The organism is Levilactobacillus mulengensis (assembly GCF_003946045.1).
Lineage (GTDB): Bacteria > Bacillota > Bacilli > Lactobacillales > Lactobacillaceae > Levilactobacillus > Levilactobacillus mulengensis.
Genome location: NZ_RHNW01000010.1, coordinates 25900 through 44641 on the forward strand (window position 1 = coordinate 25900; position 18742 = coordinate 44641).

At 50.9% G+C, this 18742-nt stretch carries 17 protein-coding genes and 2 tRNA genes; 17 read left to right on the forward strand and 2 right to left on the reverse strand.

Annotated features, from left to right (window positions below):
* Positions 1-53 precede the first annotated feature (53 nt).
* The 5 genes from EKM84_RS09565 to whiA all read left to right on the forward strand — a co-directional run bounded on the left by EKM84_RS09565 (position 54) and on the right by whiA (position 5791).
* The gene (locus EKM84_RS09565; protein WP_125765546.1) at positions 54-599 is read left to right on the forward strand and encodes an HdeD family acid-resistance protein; all 546 of its coding nucleotides are present in this window, start codon (positions 54-56) and stop codon (positions 597-599) included.
* Positions 600-738: 139 nt separating this feature from the next.
* Positions 739-2391 (forward strand): FAD-dependent oxidoreductase, encoded by a 1653-nt coding sequence (locus EKM84_RS09570; RefSeq protein WP_125765547.1) that lies wholly within the window; start codon positions 739-741, stop codon positions 2389-2391.
* 564 nt (positions 2392-2955) lie between these two features.
* Positions 2956-3840: an RNase adapter RapZ gene (gene rapZ, locus EKM84_RS09575; protein WP_125765548.1), complete on the forward strand. Its 885-nt coding sequence runs from the start codon at positions 2956-2958 to the stop codon at positions 3838-3840.
* Positions 3837-4850: a gluconeogenesis factor YvcK family protein gene (locus EKM84_RS09580; RefSeq protein WP_125765549.1), complete on the forward strand. Its 1014-nt coding sequence runs from the start codon at positions 3837-3839 to the stop codon at positions 4848-4850. The genes rapZ and EKM84_RS09580 overlap by 4 nt, the downstream gene beginning before the upstream one ends.
* A gap of 2 nt (positions 4851-4852) precedes the next feature.
* The gene (whiA, locus tag EKM84_RS09585; protein WP_125765550.1) at positions 4853-5791 is read left to right on the forward strand and encodes a DNA-binding protein WhiA; all 939 of its coding nucleotides are present in this window, start codon (positions 4853-4855) and stop codon (positions 5789-5791) included.
* A 122-nt stretch (positions 5792-5913) separates the two neighbouring features.
* Here whiA and clpP read toward each other — a convergent pair whose 3' ends face one another.
* Positions 5914-6510, reverse strand: coding sequence for an ATP-dependent Clp endopeptidase proteolytic subunit ClpP (gene clpP / locus EKM84_RS09590; protein ID WP_125765551.1), 597 nt, complete (start codon positions 6508-6510; stop codon positions 5914-5916).
* A 316-nt stretch (positions 6511-6826) separates the two neighbouring features.
* Here clpP and EKM84_RS09595 point away from each other — a divergent pair, with 316 nt between their 5' ends.
* The 3 genes from EKM84_RS09595 (at position 6827) to EKM84_RS09605 (ending at position 8165) form a co-directional block, all read left to right on the forward strand.
* A complete protein-coding gene (locus EKM84_RS09595) occupies positions 6827-7273 on the forward strand; it encodes a LytTR family DNA-binding domain-containing protein (protein WP_125765552.1) in 447 nt (148 codons plus the stop codon).
* A gap of 5 nt (positions 7274-7278) precedes the next feature.
* Positions 7279-8010 (forward strand): LiaF transmembrane domain-containing protein, encoded by a 732-nt coding sequence (locus EKM84_RS09600; protein ID WP_125765553.1) that lies wholly within the window; start codon positions 7279-7281, stop codon positions 8008-8010.
* A gap of 83 nt (positions 8011-8093) precedes the next feature.
* Positions 8094-8165 (forward strand) — tRNA-Arg (locus tag EKM84_RS09605).
* Between the two features lie 155 nt (positions 8166-8320).
* Here the strand turns inward: EKM84_RS09605 and EKM84_RS09610 are convergent.
* Entirely contained in the window at positions 8321-8920 is a 600-nt protein-coding gene (locus EKM84_RS09610; RefSeq protein WP_125765554.1) for an ECF transporter S component, read from the reverse strand.
* Between the two features lie 129 nt (positions 8921-9049).
* Between EKM84_RS09610 and EKM84_RS09615 the strand changes: the two genes are divergently transcribed.
* From EKM84_RS09615 to secG, 9 genes are all read left to right on the forward strand, one after another.
* Positions 9050-9121: transfer RNA gene (locus EKM84_RS09615), tRNA-Arg, on the forward strand.
* 363 nt (positions 9122-9484) lie between these two features.
* Positions 9485-10513: a sugar-binding transcriptional regulator gene (locus EKM84_RS09620; protein WP_125765555.1), complete on the forward strand. Its 1029-nt coding sequence runs from the start codon at positions 9485-9487 to the stop codon at positions 10511-10513.
* 68 nt (positions 10514-10581) lie between these two features.
* Positions 10582-11592, forward strand: a complete 1011-nt coding sequence (gap, locus tag EKM84_RS09625; RefSeq protein WP_125765556.1) for a type I glyceraldehyde-3-phosphate dehydrogenase — start codon at positions 10582-10584, stop codon at positions 11590-11592.
* A 180-nt stretch (positions 11593-11772) separates the two neighbouring features.
* Complete coding sequence (locus EKM84_RS09630; protein ID WP_125765557.1) at positions 11773-12975, forward strand: phosphoglycerate kinase; 1203 nt, start codon at positions 11773-11775, stop codon at positions 12973-12975.
* 144 nt (positions 12976-13119) lie between these two features.
* Positions 13120-13878 (forward strand): triose-phosphate isomerase, encoded by a 759-nt coding sequence (gene tpiA, locus EKM84_RS09635; RefSeq protein WP_125765558.1) that lies wholly within the window; start codon positions 13120-13122, stop codon positions 13876-13878.
* A 108-nt stretch (positions 13879-13986) separates the two neighbouring features.
* On the forward strand, positions 13987-15306 hold the full coding sequence (eno, locus tag EKM84_RS09640; RefSeq protein ID WP_125765559.1) for a phosphopyruvate hydratase: 1320 nt from the start codon (positions 13987-13989) through the stop codon (positions 15304-15306).
* A gap of 156 nt (positions 15307-15462) precedes the next feature.
* The gene (locus EKM84_RS09645; RefSeq protein WP_164511369.1) at positions 15463-16725 is read left to right on the forward strand and encodes an LPXTG cell wall anchor domain-containing protein; all 1263 of its coding nucleotides are present in this window, start codon (positions 15463-15465) and stop codon (positions 16723-16725) included.
* 59 nt (positions 16726-16784) lie between these two features.
* On the forward strand, positions 16785-18341 hold the full coding sequence (locus EKM84_RS09650; RefSeq protein WP_125765561.1) for a ClC family H(+)/Cl(-) exchange transporter: 1557 nt from the start codon (positions 16785-16787) through the stop codon (positions 18339-18341).
* A 95-nt stretch (positions 18342-18436) separates the two neighbouring features.
* Entirely contained in the window at positions 18437-18673 is a 237-nt protein-coding gene (secG, locus tag EKM84_RS09655; protein WP_125575696.1) for a preprotein translocase subunit SecG, read from the forward strand.
* Positions 18674-18742 lie beyond the last annotated feature (69 nt).

An 18742-nucleotide genomic window follows, 5' to 3' on the forward strand; every position in this document is an offset into this window, starting at 1 on the left:
CAATGATTGAAAGCCGGTCGCCACTTGACCGGAATTGTGAGGAGATGCAGACTATGTTTAATATGAATCGATCCCGTTGGGGTTTTGACTGGGGCGAGTTCATTCTCGGTATTCTATTCATCGTTGCCGCGTTTGGCTTAATGCGCTCACCTAAGATCGGGCTAACCGGATTAGCCATTATTTTTGCCTTCATGGCACTACTGAGTGGGTTGACCACGATTGCGGGTTATAAAAAATTGCATGATGCAACCGGCTTACGGGCTAACTTTGCGTTAGTTTTTGGTGTCCTGGATATTCTGATTGCGGTGGTGTTCTTCTTTGATATGAACAGTGCCATCGTCACGTTGGGTTACTTATTTGCCCTGTGGTTTATTTTTGACTCCATTGAACGGTTGCTGGTCGCCAGTCACCTCCGGAGCTTCGGGGGCGTTTGGTTCTGGCTGTCGGTCGTGTTAGATGTCGTAACCTTAATCGTCGGCATCATGCTCTTCATTCACCCGATTGCTGCCGCCTTGTCCCTGAACGTATTGATTGCGTTCTTCTTTGCGGTCTTTGGTGTGAACGCGATTTGGATTGCCATTGCGCGCAGTCGTTCCTAATCATAGTGAAGTCGGTAAACGGAAATCGTTTGCCGGCTTTTCTTTTACACTGATTGGCAAAATAGTTGCGCCCAATCACGGGTCGGCTATACTGAAAGAAGTTACATACCTACGGGGGTATCACGAAAGGAGCTTGGATATGAAAATTGTGATTGTTGGGGGCGTGGCCGGTGGTATGGCTGCTGCTGCGCGATTACGTCGGTTAGATGAGACGGCAGAAATCGTGGTGCTGGAACAGGGGACCTACGTGTCGTACGCCACCTGTGGCTTACCATTTTATTTGTCCGGTGAAATCAGTGACCGGGAAGATCTGCTGGTGCAAACGCCCGCCAAGTTACGGCAACGATTCGCTATCGACGTGCGGACGAACCATCGGGTGACGGCCGTTAATCCAGCACAACATACGGTGACCGTGGTCAGCTCGGGACAAGAGACGGTCGAAGCCTATGACCGACTGATTTTGGCGCCCGGAGCCGTGCCAGTCGTGCCCGAGTTAGCCGGGTTGACCGCCGCGAAGAATGTCTGGGTTTTGCGCAATATTCCCGATGTAGACCAAATCATGGCGCAGCTCAACGACACGGCCGCCCAGCGCGTCACGTTGGTGGGTGGCGGCTTTATTGGCCTGGAAATGGCCGAGGCCTTGCGTCAACGGGGCTTGACCGTGACCATCGTGGAACAGCACCAGCACCTCTTGCCACCGTTGGATGAAGAAATGGCAGCCGGCGTTCAGCAGGCACTCGTTGCCCATGATGTCCGGGTCATCACCGGCCACGCGGTCCAGGAGTTTCGCCACGCGGGCCGAATATTGGTCTTGGATGACGAGACCGAACTGCAAACGGACCTGACGTTGCTGACGGTCGGTGTGCGACCGGCCACGGACTTCCTTGCCAGCAGCGGCATCACCTTGGGCGACCACGGCGGCATCGTGGTTGACGAGTATTATCAAACCAGTGCGGCTGACGTTTATGCGGTGGGGGATGCCATTCTGGTCAAGCAACAACTGACCGGGCAAGACGCGCTCATTTCGTTAGCGTCGCCGGCCAATCGGCAGGGCCGCCAGGTAGCGGATAACGTGGCCGGCCATCCCCGGCGGAACCGCGGAAGCATCGGCACGGCCATCGTGCGGGTGTTCGATCAGACTGCGGCAATGACCGGGTTGAACGAAGCCGACCTACGCAATCAAGGCGTGCCGTTTCGGGCGGTTCACGTGCGAGAAGACAATCACGCCAGCTATTTTCCCGGTAGCCAGTCCCTCTTATTAAAGCTCCTCTTTGCCCCGGATAGCGGCGAAATTTACGGCGCACAGGGGGTGGGGCCGGATGGGGTTGACAAGCGCATCGACGTTTTGGCCACGGCCATTAAGGGACACCTGACGGTCGCAGACCTACCGGAGTTGGAATTGTCCTATGCGCCACCGTTTGGCTCCGCCAAGGACCCCGTGAACCTGCTGGGGTACGCCGCGTTAAACGTGGTTGAGGGTTTCAGCGATAACATTCAGTGGTCTGCGCTCAAGGAAAATGAGGTGGCCGGCCGCCAGCTGATCGACGTGCGAAATCCGGATGAATTGGCGCAGGGGTATTTCCCGGACTCGCGGAACATTCCACTCGACCAGTTGCGTGACCGGTTAGGGGAATTAGATCCGCAGCAGGCATACATTGTCAGCTGCCAGAGCGGCCACCGGAGTTACGTGGCCGAACGCATTTTGAAGCAGCAGGGGTTTGACGTGGTTAATTTGGATGGGGGCTTTTCGCTGTATCACACAGTCCGGCCAGACGAGCTCCTATACGACTAACTGAAAATCAGACGGTGTGCTTCCGTTCCCGGCGGCGGACTCAAGGCGCCCTGCTGTGGGGTCGGTTCCAGCCGAAGGGCGGGCTTCCACCTCAACTTTGAGCCTGAGAGGCGGTCTCAAAGGTTGCCCCGTGGAACTAGGCTGGGAAAGAACCCCAGCCAAGTCCACCGACACAGCTGGGCACCTTGGCCCGCCTCTGGTCACTCACACTGGCCGAGTCATTTTCGGTGGTCGTCGGAAGGGGTGGACTGGTATGGTTAGCCGAAGATTCTAGAATGGCATATCGTAGCCCCAGCAACGGTGAATCTCAGTCTTAATGCGTTAGGAAAGATAGTTTAAAAACACGAGGCAGGACCGCCGTCCTGCCTCGTGTTTTAAGTTGCCCCAAGTAATCGTAGAGATGTTGTCGCTCTGACCTTAGCTTAAGCCACAACCACCCACCCCGCTCATGAAAAGCCGGTAAGTTTCCAAAAAACGGTGAATTTAAGAGAATCGTTAGGAAAAGACACACCCGGTGTGTTATACTGCATAAAGATTGTTTTCGAAAAGGAGCAAAGGAGAGCCATGACAGAAGATATTCGCCTGGTCATTATCACCGGGATGAGTGGGGCCGGCAAGACCGTCGCCATGCAAAGCTTTGAAGATTTAGGCTACTTTTGTATTGATAACATGCCGCCTTCGTTGCTGCCGAAATTTTGGGACCTGGTTCGCGAGTCGGGGAAGCTGTCCAAGATTGCGTTAGTGATTGACCTGCGTTCACGAGCATTTTATGACGAAATTGTCCGGATGCTGAACGATGTGGCGGTTCATGGGACCATGAATGCCCAGGTACTTTTCCTGGATGCCTCGGATGAGGAGCTGGTATCCCGTTATAAGGAGACCCGTCGTTCCCACCCATTAGCGCGGAATGGCCGCGTGATGGAAGGGATTCAGCGCGAGCGGACCTTGCTCGCCCCCATTCGGCAGGCAGCACAGTTGGTCATTGATACTACGAAATTAAGCCCGCGGAAGTTGCGGGAAGAAATTTTTCATAACTACGAAACGGAAACCACCCACACATTTCACATCGAGATCATGTCGTTTGGCTTTAAATACGGCCTGCCCATCGATGCGGATATCGTGATGGACGTCCGGTTCTTACCGAATCCGTACTACCTGCCCGAGCTGCGGGAGCAAACCGGGCTGGATCAACCGGTCTATGATTACGTGATGAGTCAACCGCAAACGGAAGACTTCTATCAGCGGTTCGTGGGCCTGTTGACGTCCATTGTGCCCGGCTATAAAAAAGAGGGCAAGTCGAGCCTGACGATTGCGATTGGCTGTACCGGTGGGCAACACCGCTCGGTCGCCTTGACGCAACGCATTGGCAAGACCCTCGGGGACACGTACCCCGTACACGTCACCCATCGGGATATTAACAAACGAAAGGAGTCCGCTAATCGATCATGAGAGACCTAACAAACAGCCGCCGGCCCAAGATTGTGGTCATTGGCGGGGGCACGGGGCTACCGGTCATCTTGAGCAACTTACGCGATCAAGATGTCGATATCACGGCAGTCGTCACCGTTGCTGATGACGGGGGTTCCTCCGGCATCATCCGGCATTATGTCAACGTTGTGCCGCCTGGAGATATCCGCAACGTCATGGTGGCGTTGGCGGAAGTCCCAGACATTTATAAAGACTTATTCCAGTACCGGTTTGAAACGACGGATGATTTCTTTGCGGGTCACGCCATTGGCAATCTCATCATTGCCGCCCTGTCAGAAATGCGGGGGGGTATTTTTGATGCCGTGCAGGAGTTATCGCAACTGATGCGGGTCAACGGCCACATTTACCCAGCCGCCAACGAACCGCTGGAACTACATGCACAGTTCGCTGACGGCAGCACGCTCAGCGGGGAGTCGGAAATCACGGCCGCCCATAAGCTGATCAAGCGGGTCTGGGTCGAAACCAGTGACCATCATGACCAGCCGCAAGCCGTGCAGCCCGTGATCGATGCCATCATGAACGCTGATCAAATCGTGTTAGGGCCCGGGAGCCTATTTACCAGCATCCTGCCCAACCTGATGATCAAGAGCGTGGGGGATGCCGTGCGGGAAAGTTCTGCCGAAGTCGTCTACATCTGCAATATCATGACGCAGAAGGGCGAAACGGAAAACTTTACCGACGCCGATCACGTGCGTGTGCTGAATGAACATTTAAACGCAAACTTTATTGATACCGTATTGGTCAACACCCGTAAGGTGCCCGACCAGTACATTGATTACCAACGTTGGGATGAAATGTCTCAACCCGTTCGGCATGATTTTCAGGGACTCCGCGATCAGGGGTGCCGGGTCATTTCGACCGACTTTTTACAATTACGCGATAACGGGGCGTTCCACAACGGGCAAGAGGTCGTTCATGAACTCTTGAACCTGATTGGGCAGCCGCGCTATCGAATGAAACGGAGGCCTTAACGGTGTCATACGCCAGTGAAGTCAAGAAAGAATTAACCACCCTGGAGGTCCACCGGGACAACGCTAAAGCCGAATTGGTCGCGTTGATCCGGATGAACGGTGCCTTAGGGCTCGCGAACCACCACTTTGTCTTGAACGTCCAAACGGAAAATCCCGCGATTGCCCGACGGATGTACCAGTTGCTCAAACAGTTCTACGATTTGGAAAGTGAACTGTTGGTTCGGCGTAAGATGAAATTAAAGAAAAATAACTTGTACATTGTGCGGGTCAAGACTGGCGTCACGGAAGTCCTATCCGACCTGGGCATCTTTGACGGCATGCAACTACTAGAGTCCGTACCCGATGACATTTTAAATGATGACATGCGGGTGCGCTCATACCTCCGCGGGGCCTTCCTCGCCGGCGGTTCCGTCAATAATCCCGAGACCAGCCGGTACCATTTGGAAATTTACTCACTATATGAGGAACATAACCAGATGATTGCGGAGATGATGAACCGTTACGACCTCAATGCGCGGACCATCGTGCGGCGGAGTGGGTACATCACCTACCTGAAGGGGGCCGAAAAGATTGCCGACTTCCTGTCACTGATTGGGGCGACGACGGCCATGCTGCGGTTCGAAGACGTCCGGATCATGCGCGACATGCGTAACTCGGTCAACCGCCTGGTCAACTGTGAGAACGCCAACATGGACAAGGTGGCCAACGCCTCGACCCGCCAACTCGATAACATTCAGTTCATCGATGCGACGGTCGGCTTGGGCCAACTGCCCACGAAGCTGCGGGAAGTTGCCGAGGCTCGGATGGCGCACCAGGAAGTCAGCTTGAAGGAGCTCGGCGACCTGGTACCCGGCGGTCCGATTTCCAAGTCAGGAATCAATCACCGGTTACGTAAAATTAATGATTATGCCAAACAGCTGCGCGAAGAAGCGACGGCTTAGGCAGTATGAAGAGGAGTCTGGAGCTATTTCCGGGCTCTTTTTTTGGCCAATTTTACGCTGGAAAAAATGCGCGCAAAAAAATAGCACCGGCCCCGGGGGTCAGTGCTATCGTTAAAACAAGTTTACTTCTTTTGTTCACTACTATTGGTCATGATGTGGTCGATCAAACCATAATCGACGGCTTCTTGAGCACTCAAGTAGTTGTCCCGTTCAGTATCTTGATTCAGACGTTCAACGGGTTGGCCAGAGTTGTCAGCCAAAATCTTGTTGATCAATTGACGCGTCTTCAAGATTTCGCGAGCAGCGATTTCAATTTCAGTTTGTTGGCCTTGGGCACCACCGGATGGTTGGTGAATCATCACTTGGGCGTGAGGCAAAGCAAACCGCTTGCCCTTGGTCCCGGATGAAGCCAAGACACTGGCCATGGAAGCTGCCATCCCCAACGTAATGGTTTGCACGTCGGATTGGATGAAGTTCATGGTATCGTAAATGGCTAAGCCGGAAGAGACGACCCCACCTGGTGAGTTGATGTAAAGTGAAATGTCCTTAGTGGAGTCTTGGGCATCCAAGAAGAGCAACTGCGCAATGATGGCGTTTGCCATGTCATCTTCGATTGGACCAGACAACATAATGATCCGGTCTTTTAAGAGTCGTGAATAGATATCATAGGCCCGTTCGCCACGGGATGATTGTTCGATAACTGTTGGTACTAAATTCATGACAAGATAGCCTCCCTTATTAACAATTAAATGGCTAGCGTTTTGCTAACATGTTGTTAGTGTACCGCTATGGTCAGAGTAGGTCAAACGAAAAGACTCGCTGAGGAACCCTGAACCTTTTGACTAAAACTATCATAACAGAGTTTGGCCAAACGTCACGTATTCTGTCAGTCAATCGGAAGAGTGCTAACGACGCTAAGCCTGAGTATTCAGTCAGTTACGACCACTTACGCCGGTTAAATAACCAGTTGCGACCAGTCTATTTATTTTTCAATTGGGATATGGTTTACTAAGAACAACGAAAGGGGGTGGCAGATTGAAAATTCACGTGGAAATTGACGACACGGTGACCGAGCCCGAGGTGACGATTCGCGCGGCGGCCAATACCGACCTCAGCCAACTGATGGCAGCACTCACTACTGTCGAGACGACGCCCAAGCGGCTGACCCTGCGACAACGGGGCCAGAGCGTCCAGGTGGCCGTGGCGGATATTCTCTTCTTAGAGGCCGCTGATCACCAGGTCATGGTCCACACGGCCGACGCGGTCTTCGTGACCCGGCAACCGCTGTATGAATTGGCCGAGAGCCTACCGGTGACTTTCCAACGGATTTCCAAATCAGCCATCCTCAATCGCAATCAGATCTTGTCGCTGACCAAGTCGGTGACCGGAAATTTGGTTCGGTTTCAACAATCGCATAAACAAATTTACGTGTCGCGCCGGTATTACAAGGCGTTGAAGGACGCATTAGAGGAAAAGGGGTAAGCGTTATGCATCGAAATTGGTTTTGGGGTGTGTTCCTGGTGTTAGCCGCGGGTATCTTAGTGACTAGCCGGATGGGAATTTTTACCTATCAAATTGGGTTCTGGACATTGTTGGTCGCGGTCTTCTTAGTGGCCGCGTTTGTGGAAAGCTTGGTTCATTTAACGGTGGGGGGGATGGTCTTCTCGCTAGCGTTCTTGGCGATTATCTTTGCGAAACCGTTGGGCATCGCGGCGTTAGCCCCTTGGACGATTCTCGGGGCCGCCATTTTGCTGACAGCCGGGTTGTCCCTGATCATCAAGCCGCGGTGGCGGTGGCACCATCACGGTCCACGCGTCATCGTCAATGGTCAGGACTGGCATCACCGGGGGCAAGACTGGACGGAGGACGTGCAGGACGTGGATGATCCCGAGCTGACCGTGGATGTGAACATGAGCAGTAGTATCCGGTACCTGCAGTCACAGGATTTCAAACGCGCTATCATTAAGGTGTCCATGGGCAATGCCAAGGTTTACTTCGACAACGTGAAGGTCAATGATGCCGGGGCGGATGTCTACGTGGATGATTCGTTTGGTGGCGTTGAACTTTACCTGCCCAAGACGTGGAACGTTAAAAATGATATGAATACCAGCTTTGGCGCGGTCGAGGAGAAAGGCTTCCAGGAGACTGATCCGAATGCGCCAGAAGTCCGGGTTCACGGGAACATTTCCTTTGGCGGGATGACCATCATTTACGTCTAAATAAAAATTTTTCGACGGCCCCTTGAATTTATATGCAGTATCAGGTATAGTAATTAAGTACTCAAAAATACTGATGCTGTTATGCGCCCGTAGTGTAATGGATCGCACGTAAGATTCCGGTTCTTGAAATGGGGGTTCGATTCCCTCCGGGCGCATCAGTTGGTCGTAACCCTTGTGGTTGCGGCCTTTTTTGTTTCATGGTGAGGAGCGATTGCGATTAATCGCGGGACAAATCTAAACTGCCGTCTAAACTAAATTGTGGCAATAAAAAAGCCTGGGATTTAGTCCCAGACTCGCGTGGTTTTGAAAGTTAGCGACGAATCCGATCCCAGCGTTTCCGCAGGGGTAGGGCAATCAGTGGGGCCACAAGTACATCTAATAGTAATTCCGGAATACCATTCGTGAGTAACGAAATCATTAAGACGTAGCCTAAGGTTTGGTTACCCTGGGCACCGAACGCGGTAGCCACGGCGGGCGTTTGGTAGAAAATGAAGACCAATCCCAAGACTAGCAACGTGTTGACCAGCGCTGCACAGCCGGCAGCAACCTGCATGGAGCGCCGTTGGGACCAGTGGCGCTTGAGCCCCCAGGCATACAGACCACCGGCAGCCAGGCCCATCAATAGCCGGGGCAGAATCGAAATGAACGGGTTGGTAAAAATCAGTGGCGCTACCGGGCTGGACGGCCAGGTGAAGGCCCGAATGAACGTGATCAGCCCCCAGAAACCACCAATGGCCATGCCATCCTTCGGCCCTAAGGCGGTACCGGCGACGATGACGGTCAAACCAATCAACGTCATACTGAAGGGCCCAAAGGGGATGTAGCCCAAAAATGGAATGATATTTTGTAGTAAAACAATCGCCATGAGGAGCGCGTCCACCACCAGGCGGAAAGTCTTGTGTCGCGTCATTTACCGAAACCTCCACGTAAGTTAATGCCGTTATTATAGCATGATTTTTCGTGAAAACAGTCAAACTGACTTGTATTTTTATCCAAAATCAGTTATAGTAATTGAGGTGTTGTTCATAACAATTTTTATGCGCCCGTAGTGTAATGGATCGCACGTAAGATTCCGGTTCTTGAAATGGGGGTTCGATTCCCTCCGGGCGCATCACTAACAACACGGCATCTCATACCTTCGGGTGTGGGATTTTTTTATACCCTGAAATTAGTTTGTGGTTGCTGTAACGGGGTGGAATTGGGCATGTAACGACTAGTCGAGTTTTTTTGAATTGCGGTTCATTTAGACGGTGAAATCGCCATTCTGAGTGGGCTAATGAAAACTAATTTTCCAGTTTCTTCTACTGTAAGGGCTTACATAAATTAACAGACTGAATCACTTGCTAAAGCGCTTGTGGTGACTTATACTATTAATCGTAAAAGGTTGGCTCTGGTTGGCCTTTAAATTTTTGACCAGGGTGGGCGTTTATCAGCCACCTCTGGTCGAATAACGTCCCACTAGGAGGTAAGCAGGATGCATGAAGATTGGCAGTGGGTCGAGGCAATTATGCCCCAGATGGTTGGGAAACTGACCAGCCGCTTCCGTGTTCTGCAAGGAATCGCCAACCTCCAACCCGTCGGTCGCCGGACCCTCGCTACCAAGCTAGCTTGCTCGGAGCGTACGGTGCGCACGACAACGGATGCCTTAGCGGGACTCGGTTTTGTTCAAATGTCCGTGAAGGGCATGCAGATCACGGCCACTGGTCAGCGCGTTCTCCAGGGGTTAGCCCCCGTCATGAACGACTTGGCTGGTCGGCAACAGCGGGAACGAGAACTGGCAAAACGGTTGGGCATTGCCCACTGTACCATCGTGCCAGGTGATAGCACCGCGGCAAATGGGTCGCTCAACGGCTTAGCCCAGGCGGCTAGTCAAGTGTTGAACGATCAGATGCCGCAGGGCCGAAGTACCGTGGCCGTCATGGGTGGGCACACGTTGGCTACCGTGGCAGATGCGTTGACACCGGCACTAGCCGTCAATCGGCAGTTGCTATTTGTCCCCGCTCGCGGTGGGGTTGGTGAATCGCCAGCCATTCAAGCCAATGCGGTTAGCGCCGCCATGGCTGAACACACTAACAGTGAGTTTCGCCAGCTGTATGTGCCTGAGCAATTAAATACGGAGACTTACAAGCCGCTCTTTGCCGAGCCGGCCATTCACGAAGTGCTCCAGTTGATTGCGCAAAGCAATGTGGTGATTCACGGTATCGGTCAGGCGTTCGTCATGGCCGAGCGGCGCAACATGAATCCGCACGTGATTGCCGATTTATCTGCGGCCCATGCCGTGGGTGAGGCCTTTGGTTATTTCTATGATGACCAGGGCCACGTCGTCAGCAAGTTTCCCCGTATCGGGCTGGAAATTGGCGACTTAGCCGCTAAACAATTAGTCATCGCCGTAGCCGGTGGTGCCGAGAAGGGCGCTGCAATTGCGGCGTACATGCGTTTAGCGCCAGCACAGACTTGGTTAATTACCGACGAAGGTGCTGCTGACTTTGTTTTAAAGAAGTGATACAATGAACAAGTATTGCTTTTTAAAAAAATTATCTTTGTTTGCTTCCTGAAGGAGGAAATCACAGTATGACTGTAAAGATTGGTATTAATGGTTTCGGACGTATCGGCCGTTTGGCTTTCAAGCGGATTCACGAACTCCACTCAAGTGACATCGAAGTTGTTGCCATCAACGATTTGACGACACCTTCAATGTTGGCTTACTTGTTGAAGTATGACTCAACTCATGGTCGTTTCCCTGGCGAAGTTTCCGCTACGGACAAGGGCATCGTGGTTGACGGTAAGGAATACCCTGTTTACGCTGACCCTAAGGCTCAAGACATTCCTTGGGTTAAGAACGACGGTGTTGACTTCGTTCTCGAATGTACCGGTTTCTACACTTCCGAAGAAAAGGCTCACGCCCACATCGATGCTGGTGTTAAGCGGGTATTAGTATCTGCTCCAGCCGGTGCCGTTACGACGGTTGTTCCTGGTGTTAACATGGACGCTTTAAGCAAGGACGATGTTATCGTTTCTGCTGGTTCTTGCACCACGAACTGTTTAGCACCTATGGCTTACTTCATGAACGAAGAATTCGGGATCAAGGCCGGGACTATGACCACGATTCACGCGTTCACTGCTACCCAACAAATCTTGGATGGCCCTCGTGGTAAGAAGATGCGTAACAACCGTACTGCCAGTGTTAACACGATTCCTCACTCAACTGGTGCCGCTAAGGCTATCGGTTTAGTTATCCCTGACTTAAAGGGTAAGTTACAAGGCCACGCACAACGTGTTCCTTTGACTGACGGTTCTTTGACGGAATTAGTTACTGTTCTGGACAAGAAGGTTACTGCTGACGAAATCAACGACGCTATGAAGAAGCACACTGAAGGTAACGAAGCCTTTGGTTACAACGCCGACGAAATCGTTTCTTCAGACATCATCGATGATGACCACGGTTCTGTCTTTGACCCAACCCAAACTGAAGTTACGACTAACGGTGACACCCAATTAGTTAAGACTGTTTCATGGTACGACAACGAATGGGGCTTCACTTGCAACATGGTCCGGACTTTATTGCACTTCGCAACTCTCTAATCCGACCGTTGTAACAGTAGCTTTTAAATAGACTCACGAACGCGGCGGAGGGAGGAATTTCTTCGCTGCGTTTTTTGTAAGTCGTTAAAAATTTGCACAAGTCCTTTGAAATTCGGAGGTAAGTGCTGTATATTGTGAAAGTAATCATTTAAAGATAAGAACTCAAGGAGGATTTCAGAATTGGCTAAATTAACAGTTTCTGATTTAGACTTAGAGGGCAAAAAAGTCCTGATGCGGGTCGACTTTAACGTCCCAATCAAAGATGGCGTGATTGGTAACGATAACCGTATCGTTGCTGCATTACCAACGATCAAGTACGTAATCGAACATGGTGGCAAGGCCATCCTCTTATCCCACTTAGGTCGGATCAAGAAGGAAGACGACAAGCCAGCATTGTCCATGCGTCCAGTTGCTGAACGTCTGTCCAACTTGTTAAACAAGCCCGTTACCTTCGTCCCAACGACTGAAGGCAAGCAGCTTGAAGATGCCATTGATGGCTTAAACAATGGTGACGTCTTAGTGATGGAAAACACCCGTTACGAAGATGTTAAAGACGGCGAATACGTTAAGCGTGAATCCGGCAACGACCCTGAATTGGGCAAGTACTGGGCTTCATTGGGTGACGTCTTCGTTAACGATGCTTTCGGGACGGCTCACCGTTCTCATGCATCTAACGCCGGTATCGCTGCCAACATGGCCCAAACGGCTGCTGGCTTCTTGATGGAAAAGGAAATCAAATTCATCGGTGGTGCTGTTGACAACCCAGAACACCCATTTGTTGCTATCTTGGGTGGTGCCAAGGTTTCCGACAAGATCGGTGTGATCGACAACTTGTTGGCTAAGGCTGACAAGATTCTTATCGGTGGTGGGATGACTTACACGTTCTACGCTGCTAAGGGTATGAAGATTGGGAACTCATTGGTTGAAACTGACAAGATTGACTTAGCCAAGGAAATCTTGGACAAGGCCGGCGACAAGCTGGTTCTGCCTGTTGACTCCGTTGTTGCTGAAAAGTTTGACAACGATGCCGCTCACAAGACGGTTGACGGTGACGTGCCTGATGGCTACATGGCCTTGGACATTGGACCTAAGTCAGTTGCTGAATTCGAAGACGTTCTGAAGACTGCCAAGACGGTTGTTTGGAACGGCCCAATGGGTGTCTTTGAAATGAGCAACTACGCTGAAGGTACTTTGGAAATTGGTAAGTTCTTGGGGACCTTGACGGATGCTAAGACGATTGTCGGTGGTGGTGACTCAACTGCTGCTGTTCAACAACTTGGTGTTGCTGACAAGCTTTCCCACATCTCTACTGGTGGTGGGGCTTCTCTCGAATACCTCGAAGGGAAGACGTTACCAGGAATTGCCGCAATTTCTGATAAGTAAATTAATAAAGAGCTGTGGTGGTTGTCATCACGGCTTTTTATTGTGATAGTCGCCGATCATTAAGGGTCTTCGCTGGCTAATCCGGTGGGAATTCGGTAAGATGATGGGCGTAGTCAATTTATTTTTAGGAAAGGGTGGATTAGGTTGCGGATACCACTCATTGCTGGTAACTGGAAAATGAACAAAACGGTAACGGAAGCGCGCAGTTTCGTTGAAGCTGTGCAGGGGAAGTTACCGGCTGCGGACGTCGTGGAAACGGCGATTGCCGCACCAGCGTTATTTTTACAGACCATGTTAGAGGCAAATACTGAAGATGTGCTGCGCATTGGCGCGGAGGCTTGCTACTACGAAGATGACGGGGCGTACACGGGGGAAACTAGCCCACGCGCGCTCCACGAGATGGGGATTCCGTATACCATCGTCGGTCACTCCGAACGGCGCCGCTACTTTAACGAAACGGATGATGTCATTAACCGGAAAGTCCAAGCGGTTTTCCGAAATGGCATGACCCCAATCGTTTGTTGTGACGAAACCATGGGCCGGCGCGAATCTGGTGAAAAAATTCACTGGGTCGTCAACCAGGTGACCGCCGCACTAAAGGGTGTCAGTCCGGAAGATGCTGCGAAGATCGTGATTGCCTATGAACCCAGTTGGGCGATTGGCAGTGGGACTTCCGCATCGACCGACCAAGCCGAAGAAGGCTGCTACCTGATTCGCCAAACGTTGGCAGACATTTACTCGGATGATTTAGCCAATGGGGTTCGAATCCTCTACGGTGGGAGCGTCAAGCCCGACAATATTGCTGGCCTGATGGCTAAGAATAATGTCGATGGCGTGCTCGCTGGGGGCTCTAGTTTGGATGAAACCTCTTTCATTCAGCTGGCGAACTACCAAAATTTGTAATTCGAGCAAAATGTGATTGAAAGTTCAAAGTTAAACTTATAGAATAAAGCATGGGATGATTGTTTTGTTCCCGTGAAGCCAAACACTCATAAGGAGAGAATACAAAAAATGTCTATTATTTCTGATATTTACGCACGCGAAGTCTTAGATTCTCGTGGTAACCCAACTGTTGAAGTTGAACTTTATACTGAAGCCGGTGCAATGGGCCGGGGGATCGTTCCTTCTGGTGCCTCAACTGGTGAACATGAAGCCGTTGAACTTCGTGATGGCGACAAGAGTCGTTTCATGGGTAAGGGTGTTACTAAGGCTGTTGACAACGTAAACAACATCATCGCCAAAGAAATCGTTGGCTACGATGTTACCGACCAACGTGCCATTGACCAAGCTATGATCGACTTGGATGGTACGCCAAACAAGGGTAAGTTAGGTGCTAACGCTATCTTAGGTGTTTCCTTAGCTGCTGCCCGTGCTGCTGCTGACGAATTAGGCCAACCTCTGTACAACTACTTAGGCGGGTTCAATGGTCACGTCCTTCCTACGCCAATGATGAACGTTATCAACGGTGGGAAGCACGCCAACAACAAGGTTGATTTCCAAGAATTCATGATCATGCCTGTTGGTGCCAAGACCGTCAAGGAAGCTATCCGGATGGGTTCAGAAACGTTCCACAACTTGAAGAACCTGTTGAACGAAAAGGGCTACTCCACTGCCGTTGGTGACGAAGGTGGTTTCGCTCCTGACTTGAAGAACAACGAAGAACCATTCGAAATCTTAGTTGAAGCTATCAAGAACGCCGGCTACGTACCTGGTAAGGACGTTGCTATCGCCTTTGACTGTGCCTCATCAGAATTCTACAATGCTGACACCAAGAAGTACGAACTTAAGGGTGACGGCAAGGAATACACTGCTGAAGAATTTGTTAGCTTGCTGGAAAGCATCGTTGACAAGTACCCAGTTGTTTCCATCGAAGATCCTTTGGACGAAAACGAATGGGAAGACTGGCAAATGGCTACTGAACGCCTTGGCAAGAAGGTCCAAATCGTTGGTGACGACTTATTCGTTACGAACACGGACTACTTGGCAAAGGGTATCAAGATGGGCGTTGCCAACTCTATCTTAATCAAGCTGAACCAAATCGGTACTTTGACTGAAACTGTTGAAGCCGTTGAAATGGCTAAGCAAGCTGGTTACACGGCCGTTATCTCTCACCGTTCTGGTGAAACTGAAGACACGACTATCTCTGACTTGGTTGTTGCTTTGAACGCCGGCCAAATCAAGACTGGTTCAATGAGCCGTGGCGAACGTATCGCCAAGTACAACCAATTAATGCGGATCGAAGACCAATTAGGTAAGACTTCCAACTACAAGGGTATTCACTCCTTCTACAACTTGAGCGAAGATGCGCGTTTGGCCATCATCAACAAATAGTTTAAAAAATGAATGTGAAGAAGCAAGTCCAGCGATGGGCTTGCTTCTTTTTTTTACATAATTTTTTGTGCGTGAAAAAGAATTTGAAAAATTTGCGCGAAAAATAAAATAATCGGCGGTTTCTTACGGAGTTAACTTTAACGAGGGGGAATTACAATGATGAATTTTACAAGATTGCGCGTCATGCTGTTGATGGTTAGTGGCTTTACTGTGGGGATGGGGAGTGTTGGTGTGTTTGGAGGCTCGGTGGCTTGGGCTAAATTGGTGACCGTGGAGCACAAGATAAATGCTTTTAATGAGGGCGATACTAAACCTCAGACAGTGCTTTATAAGAAAGAGACACAAAATCTTCAAACTGAAGACGACGTGAAGACATTACCAGCGTTGGAACATTTTACGTCACAGCATTATTCGGAACATAAAGGACAAGTAACGGTTGTATATAATGGTTCTCTAGCATTGGCACATGTTCATCTGATTTTTGAGATTGAGAATGGGAGAATAATTTCTAAACGAGAATCTAAGCCAGAATTAACTCTCGGCGGTCGGTTAGTCTTTGATGTTCCGGCAGGTTATAAGTTGGTTGATGTTGGGGATGCTGAGCGCAGAGTACTGTCTTTATCTGAAGAATGGCGTGTTAAGGTTAAGGCCATTTCCACGGGGGAACCTGGTGGGCAAGTGGGTGGTTCTGAAACAAACGGCGGACCAAATCCGCAAGTACCTGATACGAAACCAGAACCGAAACCAGAACCGAAACCAGAACCGAAACCAGAACCGAAACCAGAACCGAAACCAGAACCGAAACCAGAACCGAAACCAGAACCGAAACCAGAACCGAAACCAGAACCGAAACCAGATAAGCCCGCCAAACAACCAGACGCTGGTGACAAGGACGTAGTGGCCATTCCTAAGCCGCCAGTACCGTCGAAACCACAAACCAAGCCAAGTACACCGCAGGCACCAACGCCACATCCTAGGCCTGTTCAGGTGCCCACAATCACGCACCCCATCGGGCAACCGGCCTTGGACGCTGTTTCACGGCCAGGTAAGAAGCCGGTGCCTACGCTGACCACCGCACCCAATACCAGTACCTTGCCGCAATTGCAGGTGGTCAATCATCCGCTGAGCCATCAAGGGGCTGCGGATTGGTGGCACCCGGTGACGGCAAATGTTACGCCAGATAAGCCAGCTAAGCGACCAGCTCAGCAGACGCATCAGCCCCAAACGGCTCATCGTCGTCCGGCTGCGAATCCAGCGACTAGTGCTCGGCAGCCAGGTCATATTGCAAAACCAGCACAGTCGGCAAAAACGTCGCAGTTACCCCAAACGGATGAACAAACGCTTCCATTGGCGTGGTACGGCGCTAGCGTCCTTCTAGGACTCACCGGTCTGACCGGGTACCGGCGGATTCGTCGTTAGTCTGGCAACATTTTGTGCTAAACTAGTTGTTAGACTAAAAATACCGGAGGAATCGCCTAATGAAACGTCAGCACCGTACCCAACATGATCTCACACGACTCAACGCCATCTTTTTCGGTAGCGTGGTCGGCCTACTTGCTGGGGTCGTCGTCAGCACGTTTCGTTTGGCCATAGAGCACCTTCTTAAGTTTATGCAAGGAATGTACGGCTGGTTCGGTCAGAACCCGTGGTGGCTCATTCCGTGGGCAATTTTGCTGGTTGCCGTGGCCATTTTGATTGGTCACTGGACCAAGGAATCTCCCATGATCAAGGGCTCCGGGATTCCCCAAATTGAAGGGCAACTGGCCGGCGAAATGGACTACGCTTGGTGGCCGGTTCTGTGGAAGAAGTTTGTCAGTGGGATTCTGGGCATTGGGTCCGGACTGTTTCTGGGACGGGAAGGGCCATCCATTCAATTGGGTGGGACTGTCGCTCAAGGAGTCGCCGAAGGGTTACACCTGAAGGGCAGCCAACGCCGCTTATTGATTGCCGGCGGGGCCGCAGCTGGCCTGTCAGCCGCATTTAATGCGCCGATTGCGTCGACGCTGTTTATTTTGGAAGAGGTTTACCATAATTTCTCGACACTGGTTTGGCTCACGTCGCTGACCAGTGCCGTTGTTGCCAACTTTGTTTCAAATGAGTTCTTTGGCTTAACGCCAGTGCTGCACATTAACTACCAGCAGGCTTTGCCGTTAAAATATTATTGGTTATTACTGATTTTAGGAATCGGGTTAGGCCTGCTGGGCTACGTCTATCAGTGGGTCACGCTCCGTGGCGGTAACTGGTATGCGAAGCTCACTTGGTTACCGCAACACCTTGATGGTATCATTCCCTTCTTGCTGGTCATTCCTATCGGTCTTCTGTGGCCGGTTGCCTTAGGCGGCGGGAATCAGATGATTGTTCTGTTCGCTAAGCATACACCGCTACTCATGCCGTTAATTGGCTACTTCATTCTGCGGTTCTGCTTTTCAACGATTAGCTATAGTTCCGGTCTGCCAGGTGGGATTTTCCTGCCGATTCTGACATTGGGCGCTTTGCTCGGTGCGATTGGTGCTCGGTCCTTTGTGTTAGTGGGCTGGTTACCAAAAATCTACGTGGCCAATCTGATCATTTATGCCATGGCTGGTTACTTTGCCGGTATTTCTAAGGCCCCCTTTACGGCAATCCTACTGATTACCGAAATGGTTGGGACCTTGCATCATTTGATGCCATTGGCTGTGGTTGCCATTGTGGCCTATATCACCGTCGATGTCTTGGGTGGCGCGCCAATTTATGAGGCCATGCTCCAGCAGATGGTGGCGCCAGCAGAGGCCAAGACGGCTGGACCGACGGATCGGATTGAGTTTGCGGTGAGCGAAGGCTCCGGCCTGGCTGGTCGGCAGGTCCGTGATTTAGTTTGGCCTAAGGGGTCATTGCTGGTCAGCGTTCAACGGGGCGAGCGGTCCGTGATTCCCCGTGGTGATACCATTTTACGGGCAGGCGATACGTTACTGATTTTTACGTATCAGCGTAACCGAGCGTTCGTCCGCCAACAGCTTACCCAGTTAAACGATTCTCACCCTCATTTGGCCGATTAACCAAGCAGGGGGCTGGTAAAAAGTGGCTGACTATGATAAATTGGTAAGGTATAGTTAGACCTATTAGACCTATTCGATAGGTAGGAGGCAAATTCGTGTATAACTTTTTAATGACCTGTATTTTAATTGTTGCTGTTTTGATTATCATTGCGGTAATGATGCAGCCTGCTAAGACCAACGACGCGTTATCCGCTTTATCTGGTGGTGCGGACGACTTATTTGCAAAGGCTAAGCCTCGTGGCTTCGAAGCTTTCATGCAAAAAGTGACCGTTGTTTTGGGTGCCTTATTCTTTGGGCTGGCAATGGCTTTAGTTTATTTATCTTCACACTAGAGTAGAATGTGGGCCTCCTGTTTGTTAGTTACAGGGGGCTTTTTTACAGACTACCCGAGTCAAAAATAG